General features: G+C 69.3%; 12 protein-coding genes. 9 read left to right on the top strand and 3 right to left on the bottom strand.

The features are described 5' to 3' along the window. Positions 1-55 precede the first annotated feature (55 nt). From F6B43_RS09595 to F6B43_RS09560, 8 genes are all read left to right on the top strand, one after another. Positions 56-1,582, top strand: coding sequence for a glycoside hydrolase family 43 protein (locus tag F6B43_RS09595; RefSeq protein ID WP_150448728.1), 1,527 nt, complete (start codon positions 56-58; stop codon positions 1,580-1,582). Beyond that, entirely contained in the window at positions 1,579-4,425 is a 2,847-nt protein-coding gene (locus F6B43_RS09590; RefSeq protein WP_150448727.1) for an alpha-L-rhamnosidase, read from the top strand. Before F6B43_RS09595 ends, F6B43_RS09590 begins: the two co-directional genes overlap by 4 nt. 8 nt (positions 4,426-4,433) lie before the next feature. Next, a complete protein-coding gene (locus tag F6B43_RS09585; RefSeq protein ID WP_150448726.1) occupies positions 4,434-6,176 on the top strand; it encodes a DUF5605 domain-containing protein in 1,743 nt (580 codons plus the stop codon). Positions 6,177-6,232: 56 nt separating this feature from the next. Continuing rightward, positions 6,233-7,000, top strand: a complete 768-nt coding sequence (locus F6B43_RS19880) for a DUF2510 domain-containing protein (protein ID WP_150448725.1) — start codon at positions 6,233-6,235, stop codon at positions 6,998-7,000. 1 nt (position 7,001) lies between these two features. Further along, the gene (locus tag F6B43_RS09575; protein WP_150448724.1) at positions 7,002-7,808 is read left to right on the top strand and encodes a sulfite exporter TauE/SafE family protein; all 807 of its coding nucleotides are present in this window, start codon (positions 7,002-7,004) and stop codon (positions 7,806-7,808) included. A gap of 86 nt (positions 7,809-7,894) precedes the next feature. After that, positions 7,895-8,344, top strand: coding sequence for a MaoC family dehydratase N-terminal domain-containing protein (locus F6B43_RS09570; protein WP_150448723.1), 450 nt, complete (start codon positions 7,895-7,897; stop codon positions 8,342-8,344). Then, the gene (locus F6B43_RS09565; RefSeq protein WP_150448722.1) at positions 8,341-8,745 is read left to right on the top strand and encodes a MaoC/PaaZ C-terminal domain-containing protein; all 405 of its coding nucleotides are present in this window, start codon (positions 8,341-8,343) and stop codon (positions 8,743-8,745) included. Before F6B43_RS09570 ends, F6B43_RS09565 begins: the two co-directional genes overlap by 4 nt. Before the next feature lie 9 nt (positions 8,746-8,754). After that, a complete protein-coding gene (locus F6B43_RS09560) occupies positions 8,755-9,891 on the top strand; it encodes a UDP-N-acetylmuramate dehydrogenase (protein ID WP_150448721.1) in 1,137 nt (378 codons plus the stop codon). On the opposite strand, the gene F6B43_RS09555 is transcribed toward F6B43_RS09560, so the two are convergent. From F6B43_RS09555 to aceB, 3 genes are all read right to left on the bottom strand, one after another. Continuing rightward, positions 9,888-11,102, bottom strand: a complete 1,215-nt coding sequence (locus F6B43_RS09555; RefSeq protein ID WP_150448720.1) for a pyridoxal phosphate-dependent aminotransferase — start codon at positions 11,100-11,102, stop codon at positions 9,888-9,890. The two genes, F6B43_RS09560 and F6B43_RS09555, sit on opposite strands and share 4 nt — an antisense overlap. A gap of 102 nt (positions 11,103-11,204) precedes the next feature. Continuing rightward, positions 11,205-12,800, bottom strand: coding sequence for an isocitrate lyase (locus tag F6B43_RS09550; RefSeq protein ID WP_150448719.1), 1,596 nt, complete (start codon positions 12,798-12,800; stop codon positions 11,205-11,207). A gap of 55 nt (positions 12,801-12,855) precedes the next feature. Beyond that, positions 12,856-14,520, bottom strand: a complete 1,665-nt coding sequence (gene aceB, locus F6B43_RS09545) for a malate synthase A (RefSeq protein WP_425486829.1) — start codon at positions 14,518-14,520, stop codon at positions 12,856-12,858. 204 nt (positions 14,521-14,724) lie between these two features. Between aceB and F6B43_RS09540 the strand changes: the two genes are divergently transcribed. Next, positions 14,725-16,203, top strand: coding sequence for a helix-turn-helix transcriptional regulator (locus F6B43_RS09540; protein ID WP_246159892.1), 1,479 nt, complete (start codon positions 14,725-14,727; stop codon positions 16,201-16,203). Positions 16,204-16,265: the final 62 nt, after the last annotated feature.

The raw sequence follows: 16,265 nt of genomic DNA, 5'->3' as shown, positions 1-16,265 counted from the left end.
GATGCTCGCGGGCGACGCCGATCTGTCCGACTGACATGCGAAACGAGGAATCCGCGTGACCACGCTCCACAACCCCGTCCTGAACGGCTTTCACCCCGATCCGAGTGTCGTACGGGTGGGGGACGAGTGGTTCCTCGCGACCTCGAGCTTCGAATACCTCCCCGGCATCCCGATCCATCGCTCGCGAGATTTCGAGAACTGGGAGCTGATCGGGCATGTCGGTGCGACACCCGAGGTCTTCGGCATCGGCGATGTGCCGACGTCGGGCGGCGTCTGGGCGCCGACGATCCGCTATCGAGACGGGCTCTTCCACCTCGTGGTCACGGTCGCCATGGGCCGCGGGATGCTGCACTTCACCGCGACGGACGCCGCGGGTCCGTGGAGCGACGGTGACGTCATCCTGAGCGCGGACGGGGCGGGCAGCATCAACGGCATCGACCCCGACATCGCCTGGGCCGATGACGGCACCGCCTACATCACGTACTCCGGCCTCATCCTCACCGAGACTCCCGGAGGCCCCTCGATCGGCACGCACCTCGGCATCCAGCAGGTGAAGGTCGACCTCGACGACCACATCGCGCTCGAAGAGCCGCGGTCGCTGTGGTCGGGCACGGGCGGCCAGTTCCCCGAAGCCCCGCACCTCTACCAGGTGGGCGCAACGTGGTATCTCATGATCGCGGAGGGCGGCACCGAGCGCGGGCACAGCATCAGCATCGCCCGCAGCGCCGGCCCCGAAGGGCCCTTCGAGACCGCGCCGCAGAACCCGCTCGTCTCGGCGCGGTCGACCATCCGGCCCGTGCAGAACACCGGCCACGGCGATCTCGTCATCGGTCCCGGCGGCGAGTGGTTCTGCATCATGCTGGGTGTGCGTCCGCGTAGCGGCACGCGCGCGTTCTCCGCCCTCGGCCGCGAGACCTTCGTCTCGCCCGTGCAGTGGCACCAGAACGGCTGGCCGACGATCGCGCCGGTGCTGCTGAACCCCCGCCCCGGTACGCGGGTCGCGCTCGACTTCTCGCCCGACGCCGGGCTGGACGGCGAATGGCTGGCGATCCGACGCCCGACCTCGGCCATCGCTGACCTCTCCGCGCGCCCGGGCCGGCTGACCCTGCACGGTGACGGCTCGACGCTCGACGACCCTCGCCCCGTGTTCCTCGGGCGGCGCCAGGAGCATCTGACCAACAGTGTGACCGTGACGATCGACGCGTCGGCGGGCGTCGGCGGGCTCGGCGTGCGCTATGACGAGCGCTTCCACCTCGAGGTGGAGGTGGGCGGGGGAGCCGTCAGGGCCCGGGCGGTGGTGGGGGATCTCCGCCAGGAGTGGACGCATCAGCCCGCGAACGGTCCGATCGCTCTCCACATCGACTCGGTGAAGCCCGACGGGCAGGGTGGCTTCGTCCGCACGAGCGACCTCTTCCGCCTGGCGGCCACGATCGGGGGGCAGCGCATCGAGCTCGCCGAGGTGGACGGCAGATTCCTGTCGTCCGAGACGACCGAGTCGTTCACCGGCCGCGTGATCGGAATGTACGCCGTGTCCGGCGATGTATCGTTTCACTCCTGGATCGCCGAAGGAGACGACGAATGACTTCCGCACGCGTGGCCACCGTGCGCGCCGAACTGCGCGACGACACCCACCTGGTCGCCACGCCGCGCCCGCGCCTGACCTGGACGGTCGAAACCGACGAGACCGGCTGGGAGCAGGCATCCGTCGACGTACGCTGCACCGGGGGGAATGCCGGCGACGACGAAGTCACGATCGACGGCCGCGACAGCGTGCTGATCGACTGGCCGTTCACCCCGCTCGCGGTCGGCCAAGCGCGGGCGATCTCGGTGCGTGTGCGCGCGACGAGTGGCACGCAGACCGAGTGGAGCGCGCCGACCTGGGTCGAGGCGGCGTTCCTCGGTGACGACGAGTGGGTGGCGCAGCCCATCGGGCTCGCGGATGCCGTGCGCCCGGGGCAACCCGTCCTGCTGCGGACCGCGTTCCATCTCGACCGCCCTGTGGAGCGCGCCACGCTCCTGTGGACCGCACTCGGCTCCGCCGAGCCCGAGATCAACGGCAGCCCCGTGTCTGAGGACGTGCTCGCCCCCGGGTGGACGAGCTACCGCGACCGCCTGATCCACGAGACCGTCGATGTCACGGCCCTCGTCCGCGAGGGCGAGAACGTGCTCGCGGCGACGCTGGCGGGGGCCTGGTACACCGAGAAGTACGGCTTCTTCGTCTACACGGATCAGGTCTACGGCGACCAGCCGAGCTTCCTCGCGCAGCTGCGCGTCGAGTACTCCGACGGGTCGGTGCACACCGTCGCCCCCACCGGCGACGGCTGGCGGGCCCACGGTGAGGGCCCGATCGTCGACAGCGGCATCTACGCGGGCGAGCACCAAGACCTCCGGCGCGCGATCGGCGACTGGTCGATCCCGGGATTCGACGCATCGGAATGGCCGGCCGCCCGCGTCGGCGCAGTCACCCGGCCCGGGTACGAGAACGTGCCCGTGCCCGAGGCCCGCATCGCCCCGCCTGTCCGGCGCATCGAGACCCGCGCCGTCGCCGACGTGCTCACCTCGCCCACGGGCGGTCTCATCCTCGACTTCGGGCAGAACCTCGTCGGGCGACTCCGCCTGCGCGTCACCGCGACGGCGGGGCAGCGCGTCACCGTGCGGCACGCCGAAGTGCTCGACGAGGGCGAGCTCGCCCTCCGGCCGCTGCGCAACTCGGCCTCGACCGCCACGTTCGATCTCGCCGACGGCGAGCAGACGCTCGAGTCGCGGTTCACCTTCCACGGGTTCCGCTACGCGCAGATCGAGGGATGGCCCGGCGACTTCGATCCGGCCGACGTCGAAGCTGTCGTGCTGCACACCGACATGACCCGCACGGGGTGGTTCACGTCGTCCGATCCGATGATCAACCGGCTGCACGAGAACGTCGTGTGGGGTATGCGCGGCAACTTCCTGTCGATCCCGACAGACTGCCCGCAGCGCGACGAGCGACTGGGCTGGACGGGCGACATCCAGGTCTTCAGCCCCACAGCGGCCTACCTCTACGACAGCGACGCGTTCCTCACCTCGTGGCTGCGCGACCTCGCGCACGAGCAGTCGCACAACGGCGGCGACGTCAGCCTCGTCGTCCCCGCCGCCCTCGCGAGCCTCGGCGGGGGACTGGGCGCCACCGCGGCGTGGGGCGACGCCGCGACCGTCGTCCCCTCGGTGCTGCACCACTCGTACGGCGATCTCGGCGTGCTCCGCGACCAGTACCCGAGCATGAAGGCCTGGGTCGACTGCGTCGCCGCGCAGGCGGGGGAGTCGGGCCTGTGGGCCGGCCGGATGCAGCTGGGCGACTGGCTCGATCCGTCGGCGCCGCCCGACAAGCCCGGTCAGGCCAAGGTCGACGGCGACATCGTCGCGACCGCGTACTTCGCCCGCTCCCTGCGGCAGGTCGCCGACGCGGCCCGGCTGCTCGGTGAGACCGACGACGTCGCCCGCTACACGGCGCTCGCCGACCGGTCGCGCGACGCGTTCGTCGCCGAGTACGTCACTCCGGCCGGCCGCATGATGAGCGACGCCCCCACCGCCTACGCGCTGGCGCTCGAGTTCGGCCTGGTGACCCGGCCCCACCTGCGCGAGGCACTCGCACAGCGCCTCGCCGAGGTCGTCCGCGAGGGCGGCTATCGCATCGCGACCGGTTTCGTCGGCACGCCCCTGGTGACGGATGCTCTGGCCAAGGGCGGTCATCTGGATGCCGCCGCCCGGCTCCTGCTGCAGACCGAGAACCCCTCGTGGCTGTACCCGGTGACGATGGGCGCGACCACGATCTGGGAGCGGTGGGACAGCCTCCTCCCCGACGGGAGCGTCAACCCGGGCGAGATGACCTCGTTCAACCACTACGCCCTCGGTGCCGTAGCCGACTGGCTGCACCGCACCGTCGCGGGGCTCGCGCCGGAAGAGCCCGGATACCGGATGCTCCGCATCGCGCCGCGGCCGCTGACGGAATTCGACCACGCCTCCGCGTCGCTGCGGACCCCGTACGGCCCTGCCTCGGTGGCATGGCGACGGGACGGCACCGAGATCGTCGTGTCGGCAGAGGTGCCGCCCAACACGCGCGCGATCGTCGACCTGCCCGGCGGTGTTCCGCACGCGGTCGGCTCCGGAAACCACGAGTGGCGGTTCACCCCCGAGAAGCCCGCGGCCCGCAGCATCCGCTTCGATCTCGATTCGTCGCTCGCCGATGTGATCGACGACCCGCGCGCCTACCGCGCCCTCCTCGACACGCTCGCTGCGCACGACCCGGCGAAGGCCTCGAGCGTGCGGGACGAGACGCTCTGGGGCACGGGCCGGTCGGTCCGCACGGCGCTCATGTTCACTCCACCCGACCTGGTCGCCGCCGTCGAAGACGCGCTGGCGACCGTGCCGGCTGCGACCGATCGATCCTGAGGAGCACGATGTTCGACCGCGCATCCACATTCGGCGAGACGATCGACAGCCCCGGCGGCAGGGCGGTGCTGGAGACCTTCCTCCCCGGCGTCGCGGCGTCGCCGATGGCGCTGCAGTTCCGTGACATCCGGCTCGGGCAGCTGATCGCGATCGTGCCGGGGCTCGACGACCCCGACACGCGCGACGGCTTCTGGGCCGCCCTGGCCGACGTCGGCGACGGCATCGACTCCCGTGCGCCGTACAGTCCCGCCGTCGAGCCCGATCCGGACTACGAGGGCGAGGCGGTGGCCGCAGCATCCGCCCGTGTGACGATCCCCGCTCCGACGCCGCGGTGGGGCGTCGTCGAGGTGCGGATCGACGGACCGCGTCACGGCAATCCGTTCGTCGACGTCGAGCTCGACGCCGTCTTCCGGCACGGTGATCGCGAGCTGCGGGTGGGTGGCTTCTACGACGATGACGGCGTCTACCTGCTGCGCCTGCTCGCCGAGGAAGAGGGGGAGTGGACCTTCACGACCCGCTCCACCGCACGCTCTCTGGACGGGCTCACCGGAGCGGTCGTCGTCACGGCGCCCGCTCCAGGAACCCACGGTCCCGTGCGGGTCGACGGCTTTCACTTCCGTCACGCCGACGGCACACGGCACCGCCCGCTCGGTACGACCGCGTACGCCTGGACCCACCAGCCGGCCGAGATGCAGGAGCAGACCCTCGCCACCCTCGGAGCCGGCCCGTTCACCAAGATGCGGATGTGCATCTTCCCCAAGTCGTACCTGTACAACGCGAACGAACCGGCCGACTTCCCCTTCGTGGGCTCGCTCGCCGACGGGTTCGATCTCGAGCGCTTCGACGCCGCGCACTTCCGCAACCTCGAGCGACGGATCGCCCAGCTCGGCGAACTCGGCATCGAGGCCGACCTCATCCTCTTCCACGCATATGACCGGTGGGGGTTCGCCGATCTCGGCCCGGCGGTCGACGAGCGCTACCTCCGCTATGTCGTCCGCCGCCTCGCGGCCTACGCGAACGTGTGGTGGTCGATGGCGAACGAGTACGACCTGCTCTGGGCGAAGGACGAAGCGGACTGGGAGCGCCTGGCCGCCGTCGTCGGCGCCGAAGACCCGCACGGCCACCTCAACTCGATCCACAACTGCCGGCCGTTCTACGACTACTCGCGCCCGTGGATCACGCACTGCAGCGTCCAGCGCGTCGACGTGTACCGCACCGCGGAGAACACCGACGAGTGGCGCGAGCGCTGGGGCAAGCCGATCGTGATCGACGAATGCGCCTACGAGGGCGACATCGATCAGGGGTGGGGCAACATCACCGGCGAAGAGCTCACGCGACGATTCTGGGAGGGAGCGATCCGCGGCGGCTACGTCGGACACGGCGAGACCTACCTGAATGATCGCGAAGAGCTGTGGTGGTCGAAGGGGGGAGTGCTCGAAGGCACGTCGCCCGATCGCATCGCCTTCCTCGAGAGCGTCCTCGCCGATGCCCCGGACGGCGTGCTCGATCCGCTCCCGTCCGACTGGGACGTACCCTGGGGCGGGTCGGGCGAGGAATACCGGATCGGATACTTCGGGTTCAACCGCCCGCGCTTCCGCAACGTCGTGCTGCCGGCGGGACGCCGTTTCCACGTGGAAGTGATCGACACCTGGAACATGACGATCGAGCGCATGCCGGAGACTCAGGCCGACTCGGTGCGCGTCGAACTGCCCGGTCGGCAGTTCATGGCGATCCGCCTCATCGCGGCCTGATCGCGCGCCGATAGGGTGGGTTCAGCGTCGCACGCGGCGCAGGAAGCGAGGCGGTCATGACGACGACACCCCCCGGCTGGTACGACGACGGGCACGGCGCTCAGCGGTGGTGGGACGGCACGCAGTGGACCGCGCACGTGCACACTCCGGATGCTGCGGCCCCGCCGACCACAGGGACCTCCGCCGCTCAGGCCGGCTACCCCGTCGCCCCCGCCCAGGCCGGCTACCCCGCCGACTACTCCGGTGGCGGCGCCTTCATCGCGGCCACCGAGCCGCGCAGATCGAAGCTCTGGATCCTCTGGGTGGTGCTCGGCGTCGTGATCCTCGGGATCGTCGTCCTCGCGGCGATCCTCATCCCGATCTTCATCGGGATGTTCTCGCACGCCGTCTCGTCGGCCACCTCGGGCGCGACCTCCGGCGGTACGTCCACCAGTGCTCCGACGACGTCGAGCGCCGACCAAGAGGACGCCGTCGCGGCTGTGAAGATGTACGACCAGGCCTGGGCGACCGCGGACTGCGACAAGCTCTTCACGTCGACGACCACTGCGTTCCGCGACGCGAACCAGTTGTCGGACTGTCCCACGTTCCAGTCGATCTCGAACGACTTCACGGATACGAAGGACAACTACCTCCTCACCGTGGACGACGTCGAGTCGAGCGGCGCGACGATCATCGTCTACACGACCGAGACCTACGACGCGCTCTACGACGATGCGGGCAATCTGCTCGACACCCCCGAGCCGTACGGCAACTACTTCACCTACACACTCGTCCGCGACGGCGAGCTGTGGGCGATCGACACCGTCGAGTCCGTGACGAACTGACGTGACGGGAACCTCAGACCGCACGCCCCGCGCCCCCCGCACCGCCGGCTTCGTCTTCGCCTGCCTGGGGATCGGGCTGGCCGCAGGCCTCCTGTCCGGACTCTTCGGCGTCGGCGGCGGCACGGTCATCGTCCCCCTCCTCGTCCTCCTCCTGAAGTTCGACCAGCGCCTCGCGGCGGGCACATCGCTCGCCGCGATCGTTCCGACGGCGACGGTCGGGGTGATCTCCTACGCTCTGCACGGCTCGGTGGCCTGGATCCCCGCCGTGATCCTCGCCGTGGGTGCCGTGATCGGCGCCCAGATCGGCACGTGGCTGCTGCCGCGCATATCCCAGACTGCTCTGAGGTGGGGGTTCGTCGCCTTCCTCGCGGTGGTCATCGTGACGCTGTTCGTCGTCGTCCCTTCGCGCGACGCCACGCTCGATCTCACCGTGCTGACGATCATCGGTCTCATCGCGCTCGGTCTGGTCACCGGCGTCCTCGCCGGCCTCCTCGGGGTCGGTGGCGGAGTGGTCGTCGTGCCGGCACTGATGCTGCTGTTCGGCACGAGCGACCTGATCGCCAAGGGCACCTCGCTCCTCATGATGATCCCGACCGCGCTCTCCGGCACGATCGGCAACGTCCGCAGGCGCAATGTCGACCTGCTCGCCGCGGTCCTCGTCGGCGCGGCCGCGTGCACCACCACCGCGCTCGGGGCCTGGATCGCGACGCTCGTCGATCCGCTGCTCGGCAATATCCTGTTCGCCGCGTTCCTGACCTTCATCGCCGTGCAGATGGCGATCCGCGCCGTCCGGGGTCGCACCCGCTGACCGCATCCGCCCCTCCTCTTCATCGCGAACGCCGCTGAAGATCCGACGCCCCGAAGGGGCGGGTGCGCGCTCGATAGGATGGGGGGATGCCGGTCAACCCATCGCTCGTCGACCGGGCGTTCCCGCCCACCCCTGCCTACCTCGTCGGTCGCGAGAAGGTGCGCGAGTTCGCCCGTGCCGTCTTCGCCGACGATCCCCAGCACTTCGACCCCGCCGCGGCGCGGGCCCTCGGCTACCCGGACGTCGTCGCACCGCCCACGTTCGCGATGGTCGTGCAGGATGTGACGCTGCAGCAGCTGCTCGCCGAACCCGACTCGGGCATCGTCCTGTCGCGGATCCTGCACGGCGAGCAGCGGTTCCGCTATTCGCGCCCGATCGTCGCGGGCGACGAGCTGACCGGAAACCTGCGGATCACCTCGATACGCGCCGTCGGCGGCAACGCGATGGTCACGTGCGAGGCCGAGATCACGGATGCGCAGGGTGCCCACGTCGTCACGACGACGTCGTTGCTGGTCGTCGGCGAGGACGCCGCGTGAGCGCCCTCGAGGTCGGCACCGTCGTCGCGGAGCGCGACGTCCATCTCACGCGGGAGTCGCTCGTGCGCTACGCGGGCGCGTCGGGCGACTTCAACCCGATCCACTACCGCGACGACGTCGCCGTGGCGATGGGGCTCCCGGGCGTGCTCGCCCACGGGATGCTCACCATGGGCCTCGCCGTCGAGACGCTGGTCGGCTGGCTGGGCGACTCGGGCCGCATCCTCGAATACGGCGTGCGCTTCCCGAAGCCGGTCATCGTCGACCCCGCCGAGGGCGCGACCGTGCACGTGGTCGCCTCTGTCGGCGCCGTCGACGACGACACCGCCCGGATCGATCTCAAGGTCACTCACGGCGAGACAGCGGTGCTCGGGCGCGCGCAGGTGCGTGTGCGGCTCGTCTAGCGGATGCCGATGACCGACGTCGAACCGATCCCGCTCGCGGAGCTCACGACACTGCGCACGGGTGGCGCACCCGCTCGCATGATCGACGCGCACACTCGTGACGAACTCGTCGAGGCGCTTCGCGAGACGTGGGCGGATGCGGAACCGTGGCTCGTGCTCGGCGGGGGATCGAACCTCTTCGTCGGTGACGAGCCGTTCGCCGGCACGGTCGTGCGCGTCCTCACGAGCGGCATCGAGCGGCTTCCGGCCGCACGCCCCGGGTTCGTCCGGCTGAAGGTGCAGGCCGGGCACTCGTGGGACGACCTCGTCGCCTACGCGGTCGGCGAGGGTCTTGCCGGGATCGCCGCGATGTCGGGCATCCCCGGTACGGTCGGTGCGGCGCCGGTGCAGAACATCGGCGCCTACGGCCAGGAGATCGCCGAGACGCTCGTCGAGGTCGAGCTGATCGACGAAGAGACGGGCGAGGTGTCGGTCGTCCCGGTCGCCGATCTCGGTCTCGGCTTCCGCACGTCGGTGCTCAAGCACCACTACGGGTCGCTTCCGCAGCGTCCCGCGGTCATCCTGTCCGCCACGTTCGAGCTCGCCGAGGTGGGCTCCGGCGATCTGCCCGTCCGCGGCGAGCAGCTTCGGACGGCGCTGGGGCTCGGGCCCACAGCATCCGTGTCACTCGGATGGATCCGCGATCACGTGCTCGAGACGCGGCGGCGCAAGGGGATGGTGCTCGACGACAGCGACCCCGACACCCGCAGCGCGGGCTCGTTCTTCCAGAACGCGATCGTCTCGGCCGCCTTCGCGCGGACGCTTCCCGACGCGTGCCCCCGATGGCCGCTCCGCGCGCTCCTCGACCCGGTCACCGTCATCCCCCTCGATGTGTACGACGGCGTCGTGCCGCACCCGATCTCGGGCGAGTCCGACGTGAAGGTCAGCGCGGCATGGCTCATCGAACATGCCGGGGTGCGCAAGGGGTTCTCGCTGCCGCGCTCGCGCGCGGCGGTCTCGAGCAAGCACGCCCTCGCCCTCACGAATCGGGGTGACGGCACCGCGGCCGAGCTCGCCGAGCTCGCCCGGTTCATCCAGGGTCGGGTGCAGTCGGAGTTCGGACTGATCCTGCAGCCCGAACCCGTCCTGGTCGGCGTCGAGCTCTAGCCCTCCGCCGTTCCGAAGAGCCTCTGCAGGCGCTGCACGCCCTCCAGCAGCTGGTCGTCGCCCAGGGCGTATGACAGGCGGAGATAGCCGCTCGGGCCGAACGCTTCGCCCGGGACGGCCGCGACCTCGGCTTTGTCGAGGATGAGGTCGGCCAGCTCGAGGCTCGTCGTCGGGGTGATCCCCTCCCATTCCCTGCCCAGCAGGCCCCGCACGTCGGGGTAGACGTAGAACGCCCCGAGCGGGGTCGGCACGGTCATGCCCGGGATCTTCGACAGTTCGGCGACGATGAGCTGCCGGCGGCGATCGAACGCCGCGCGGAACCCCTCGGCCTCGGTCTGCGGCCCCGTGAGGGCCGCCAGAGCCGCGCGCTGGGCGATGTTGTTGACGTTGCTCGACAGATGCGACTGCAGGTTGGCGGCGAGCGTGATCGCGCGCTTCGGCCCGATCATCCAGCCCACGCGCCACCCCGTCATGGCGTAGGTCTTGGCGACGCCGTTGACGAGGATGGTCTGCTCGGCCAGGGCGGGTACCGCCTCGACGATCGATACGGCGCGCACGCCGTCGTAGACGAGGTTCTGGTAGATCTCGTCGGTGATGACCCAGATGCCGTTCGCCAGGGCCCACTCGCCGATCGCCCTGGTCTGCTCGGGCGAGTACACCGATCCGGTCGGGTTCGACGGCGACACGAAGACGAGCACGGTCGTGCGGTCGGTGCGGGCGGCCTCGAGCTGCTCGACGGTGACCAGGTAGTCCTGGTCGGCGTCGGCGAAGACCTCGACCGGGACGCCGTCGGCGAGCCGGATCGCCTCGGGATACGTCGTCCAGTAAGGCGCCGGCAGCAGCACTTCGTCGCCCGGGTTCACGACCGCCTGGAACGCCTGGTACACCGCCTGCTTGCCGCCGTTGGTGACGACGATGCGGGATGCATCGACGTCGAGTCCCGAGTCGCGCAGCGTCTTGACGGCGATGGCCTCGCGGAGCACCGGCAGGCCGGCCGCCGGCGTGTAGCGGAAGTTCTTGGGGTCGTGGAGGGCCTCGGCCGCGGCATCCACGATGAATTGCGGTGTCGCGAAATCGGGCTCGCCCGCCGCATAGCTGATCACGGGGCGCCCGGCGGCCTGGAGGGCCTTGGCCTTGGCGTCGACCTTGAGCGTCGCTGATTCGGCGATCGCGCTGAGCTTGCGGGAGAGGGCGGGGATGCTGTCTGTCACGCCGTCCAGCGTACCCGGGCGCTCACAACCGTCGCGAGACGCGGCCCCGGCACCATCCCTGGGGTCAGGAAGGTTCCGGAGCCGCGTCTCGCGGATGAGGAGTCAGCTGAACTGGCTCATCGTGTTGTGCTGACCGCCGGCCTTGAGGGCGGCGTCACCGGCGAAGTACTCCTTGTGGTTGTCGCCGATGTCGCTGCCCGCCATGTTCTGGTGCTTGACGGTGGCGATCCCCTCGCGGATCTCGCGGCGCTGCACGCCCTTCACGTACGCGAGCATCCCCTCCTCGCCGAAGTACCCCTTCGCGAGGTCATCGGTCGACAAGGCCGCTGTGTGGTAGGTCGGGAGCGTGATCAGGTGGTGGAAGATGCCCGCGCGCGCCGACCCGTCGCGCTGGAACGTGCGGATCTTCTCGTCCGCCAGCCGTGCCAGCTCGGTGTCGTCGTACTCGACGTTCATCAGGTCGCCGCGGTCGTAGGCCGCGACATCCTCGCCCTGTTCGACCAGCAGGTCGTAGGCCTGCTGCCGGAAGCTGAGCGTCCAGTTGAACGACGGGCTGTTGTTGTAGACGAGCTTCGCATTCGGGATCTCTTCGCGGATCGCGTCCACCATGGCGGCGATCTGCTCCACGTGCGGCTTCTCGGTCTCGATCCAGAGCAGGTCGGCACCGTTGCGCAGCGACGTGATGCAGTCGAGTACGACACGCTCCTCACCGGTTCCCGGGCGGAACTGGTACAGGTTGCTGGCGAGACGCTTCGGGCGCATCAGCGCGCCACCCCGCTTGATCACGACGTCGCCGTTGCCGAGTTCGGCCTCCGAGATCTCTTCGGCGTCGAGGAACGAGTTGTACCGGTCGCCCAGGTCACCCGGTTCGTTCGTGACGGCGAGCTTCTGCGTGAGGCCGGCGCCGAGGGAGTCGGTCCGGGCGACGATGATGCCGTTGTCGATGCCGAGCTCGAGGAACGCGTAACGCACCGCCGTGAGCTTGGCGATGAAGTCCTCGTGCGGCACCGTGACCTTGCCGTCCTGGTGGCCGCACTGCTTCTCGTCCGACACCTGGTTCTCGATCTGGATGGCGCACGCGCCCGCCTCGATCATCTTCTTGGCCAGAAGGTAGGTGGCCTCGGGGTTGCCGAAGCCGGCGTCGATATCGGCGATGATCGGCACGACGTGGGTCTCGTAGTTGTCGATCTGCGACTGGATGAACTCGACCGCGGTGTCGTCGCCCGCGGCGCGCGCACCGTCGAGCTTCGTGAAGAGCAGGTCGAGCTCGCGGGCGTCGGCCTGCCGCAGGAACGTGTACAGCTCCTGGATCAGAGCCGGGACCGAGGTCTTCTCGTGCATCGACTGGTCGGGAAGCGGGCCGAACTCGGAACGGAGCGCGGCGACCATCCACCCCGACAGGTACAGGTACCGCTTGTTCGTCGTCTTGAGGTGCTTCTTGATCGAGATCAGCTTCTGCTGCCCGATGAAGCCGTGCCAGACCCCGAGCGACTGCGTGTACACCGAAGAGTCGGCGTCGTACTCGTCCATGTCGCGGCGCATGATGTCGGCCGTGTACTGGGCGATCTCGAGCCCGGTGCGGAATCGGTTCTGCGCCCGCATGCGGGCGGCGGACTCGGGGTCGATGGCATCCCAGCTCGAGCCGTGCTGCGCTCTGAGGGCACGGACGGCCTCGATGTCGTCGCGGTACGTGTTCATGATCTTTCCTTTGCGGGAGGTTCGGTCGGCTGGCATGAGCCGAGGTCGGTGGAGATCACTCGAGCTCGATGAGGAAGCGCGAGTAGGCGGGCAGTGTCAGGAAGGCGGGGAACTCCTGCCCCAGGGCGACGTCGCGGAAGATCTCCGCCGCGTCGTCGAAGCGATCGCCGTCACGGCGCTCGACCTCGCCGAGCACCTGGCCGATCAGTTCTTCGACGTAATCGCGGGTGATCGGTGTGCCGTCTTCGGTGCGGCGATCCTGATGGATCCACTGCCACACCTGCGAGCGCGAGATCTCGGCGGTCGCGGCATCCTCCATGAGGTTGTCGATCGCGACGGCGCCGAGGCCCCGCAACCACGCCTCGAGGTACCTGATCGCCACCGACACGTTCGCATGCACGCCGGCGGCCGTCACCGGGCGTCCGATGTGCACATCGAGCAGATCGGATGCCGTCACCTCCACGTCGTCGCGCTGACGGTCGACCTGGTTCGGCCTGTCGCCGAGCACCGCGTCGAACTCGGCCATCGCCGTCGGGATCAGGTCGGGGTGGGCCACCCACGTGCCGTCGAAGCCGTCGCCGGCCTCGCGCTTCTTGTCGGCGGCGACCTTCTCGAACGCACGCGCCGTGACCTCGGGGTCTCTGCGGTTCGGGATGAACGCGCTCATCCCGCCGATCGCGAACGCCCCGCGCTTGTGGCACGTCTTGACGAGCAGCTCCGTGTAGGCGCGCATGAACGGCACCGTCATCGTCACCTCGCTGCGATCGGGGAGCACGAACCGCGCGCCCCTGCCGCGGTAGTTCTTGATGATCGAGAAGATGTAGTCCCACCGGCCGGCGTTCAGGCCCGCGATGTGGTCGCGCAGCTCGTAGAGGATCTCCTCCATCTCGAATGCGGCCGGCAGCGTCTCGATGAGCACTGTCGCGCGGATCGTGCCGTGCAGGATGCCGATGTACTCCTCGCTGAACGAGAAGACGTCGTCCCACAGCTTCGCCTCTTCGCTGGACTCGAGCTTCGCGATGTAGAAGTACGGCCCGCGACCGTTCGCGATCAGACGCGCCGCGTTGTGGAAGAAGTAGAGCCCGAAGTCGACGAGCGAGCCCGAGGTCGCGAGCGCCCGGCCGGTGCGGTCGGTGAACTGCAGGTGCGCCTCGGACAGGTGCCACCCGCGGGGGCGCATCACGATCGTCGGTGTCTGCTCGGCGGTCACCGCGTACGTCTTTCCTTCGGGGCTGGTGAAGCTGAGCTCGCCGCGGATCGCGTCGCGCAGCGACAGCTGGCCCTCGATGACGTTCTTCCACGTGGGCGAGGTCGCGTCCTCCTGGTCGGCGAGCCACACCTTCGCGCCCGAGTTCAGGGCGTTGATCGTCATCTTCGGATCGGTCGGTCCCGTGATCTCGACGCGGCGGTCCTCAAGGCCTGGGCCTGCTCCCGCAACGCGCCACTCGGTGTCGTGGCGGATGTGCGCGGTGTCGTCGCGGAATCGAGGGTCGTGTCCGTTGCCGATCTCGAAACGGCGGCGCATCCGGTCGGCGAGCCGGTCGTGGCGGCGGCCGCCGAAGCGCTGGTGCAGTTCGGCGAGGAACACGAGTGCCTCGGGGGTGAGGATCTCGTCGTAGCGCGGACCGAGGCGACCCAGGATCTCGATGGACGGTTCGTGGGTCTGGAGGGGGATCGGCGCGGTGCGCGTGCGCATCGGGGTGGCGGTTGCAGGTGTCATGGTCCTGTCTTCCTGTGAGCGTGTACGGAGAATTCGGGAGTGCCGCTTTCCGGCTGCGTGTGCGGGTGCGGGCTGCTCGTGATCCGTGGTGCGAATCAACCGGCGGTGGGTCGTGTGTCCACTCTGCGAGAAGTTCCGCGGCTGATCCGGCCATATAGGCTGTGAAGAACGTGGATATTTCTGCTTCTGTGACAGAATCGCCACATGCAGACCGACATGAACCCGGTTTCCGCCCTCGACGTCGACGACGATCGAGAGGTGGATTCACTGACGATCGGCCGCCGCATCCGCCAATTGCGCTCCGAGCGCGGCATGACGCTGGAAGAGCTCGCGGCCACGGTCGACCGTGCGCCGAGTCAGCTCTCGATGATCGAGAACGGCCGGCGCGAGCCGAAGCTCACCCTCTTGCAGGCGATCGCCCGCGCGCTCGGGACGACGCTCGACGCACTCCTGGAGACCGAGCCCCTCGACGAGCGCTCGACGCTCGAGATCGGTCTCGAACGGGCGATGCGCGGACCGACCTTCCAAGCTCTCGGCATCCCGCCGTTCCGCATCGGCAAGACCGTGCCGACCGAGGCTCTCAAGACCATGCTCGCGCTGCAGGGCGAGATCGATCGCCTGCGCGACGAACGCGCCGCGACGCCGGAGGAGGCACGTCGAGCGAATGTGGCGCTCCGCCGCCTCATGCGCACGCAGGACAACTACTTCCCCGACCTCGAGACCCAGGCCCGCGGCATCCTCTCCGCGGTCGATCACCCGGGCGGGCCGCTCACGCAGCGCACCGCGAGCGACATCGCGGCGCATCTCGGCTTCACCCTGCACTACGTCCCCGACCTGCCGCAGACCACCCGGAGCGTGGCCGACCTGAAGAACGGCCGGCTGTACCTCTCGAGCAGGCTGACCGCGAAGGGCGATCCGCGGACGGCAGTGCTGCAGGCGCTCTCGTCGCGGATGCTCGGGCACTCCGAGCCGACGTCCTACGCGGAGTTCCTGCGCCAGCGGGTCGAGACCAACTATCTGACCGGCGCGCTGCTGATCCCCGAAGAGCACGCCGTGCCGTTCCTCACGGACGCGAAGGCGGCGAGGTCGATCTCGATCGAAGACCTCCGCGACGCGTACTCGGTGTCGTACGAGACGGCCGCGCACCGATTCACGAACCTCGCGACCGTGCACCTCGGCATCCCGGTGCATTTCCTCAAGGTGCACGAGTCGGGCACGATCACGAAGTCGTACGAGAACGACGACGTCAACTTCCCGACCGATCGCCTGGGTTCCAGCGAAGGGCAGATGTGCTGCCGTCGCTGGACGAGCCGCGTCGTGTTCGACGTCGACGACAAGTTCAACCCGTACTACCAGTACACCGACACGGGCAACGGCACGTATTGGTGCACCGCCCGGGTCGAGGCCTCCAGCGAGGGGGCCCACTCGGTGAGCGTCGGGGTGCGCTTCGACGACACGAAGTGGTTCCTCGGGCGCGATACCCAGAACCGCGGCGTCTCGAAGCATTCCGTCGAGGTGTGCTGCCGACGGGCTCCTGCGGCGCTCGAGTCGGCGTGGCGCGATCAGTCATGGCCGAACGTCCGCACCCCGCGGACGCTGCTGGCGACGCTGCCGACGGGGGCGTTCCCCGGCGTCGACACGACCGACGTATACGAGTTCCTCGAGGCGCACGCCCCGCGCTGACCCGAGCTACATGTACACGCCGAAGGACGGATGAGGCACGAATAGCCGATTCGGGCCGGAAT

This window comes from Microbacterium rhizomatis (assembly GCF_008710745.1).
Lineage (GTDB): Bacteria > Actinomycetota > Actinomycetes > Actinomycetales > Microbacteriaceae > Microbacterium > Microbacterium rhizomatis.
The sequence above is the reverse complement of the archived record's forward strand: the minus strand, read 5'-3'. Positions and strand labels throughout refer to the sequence as shown.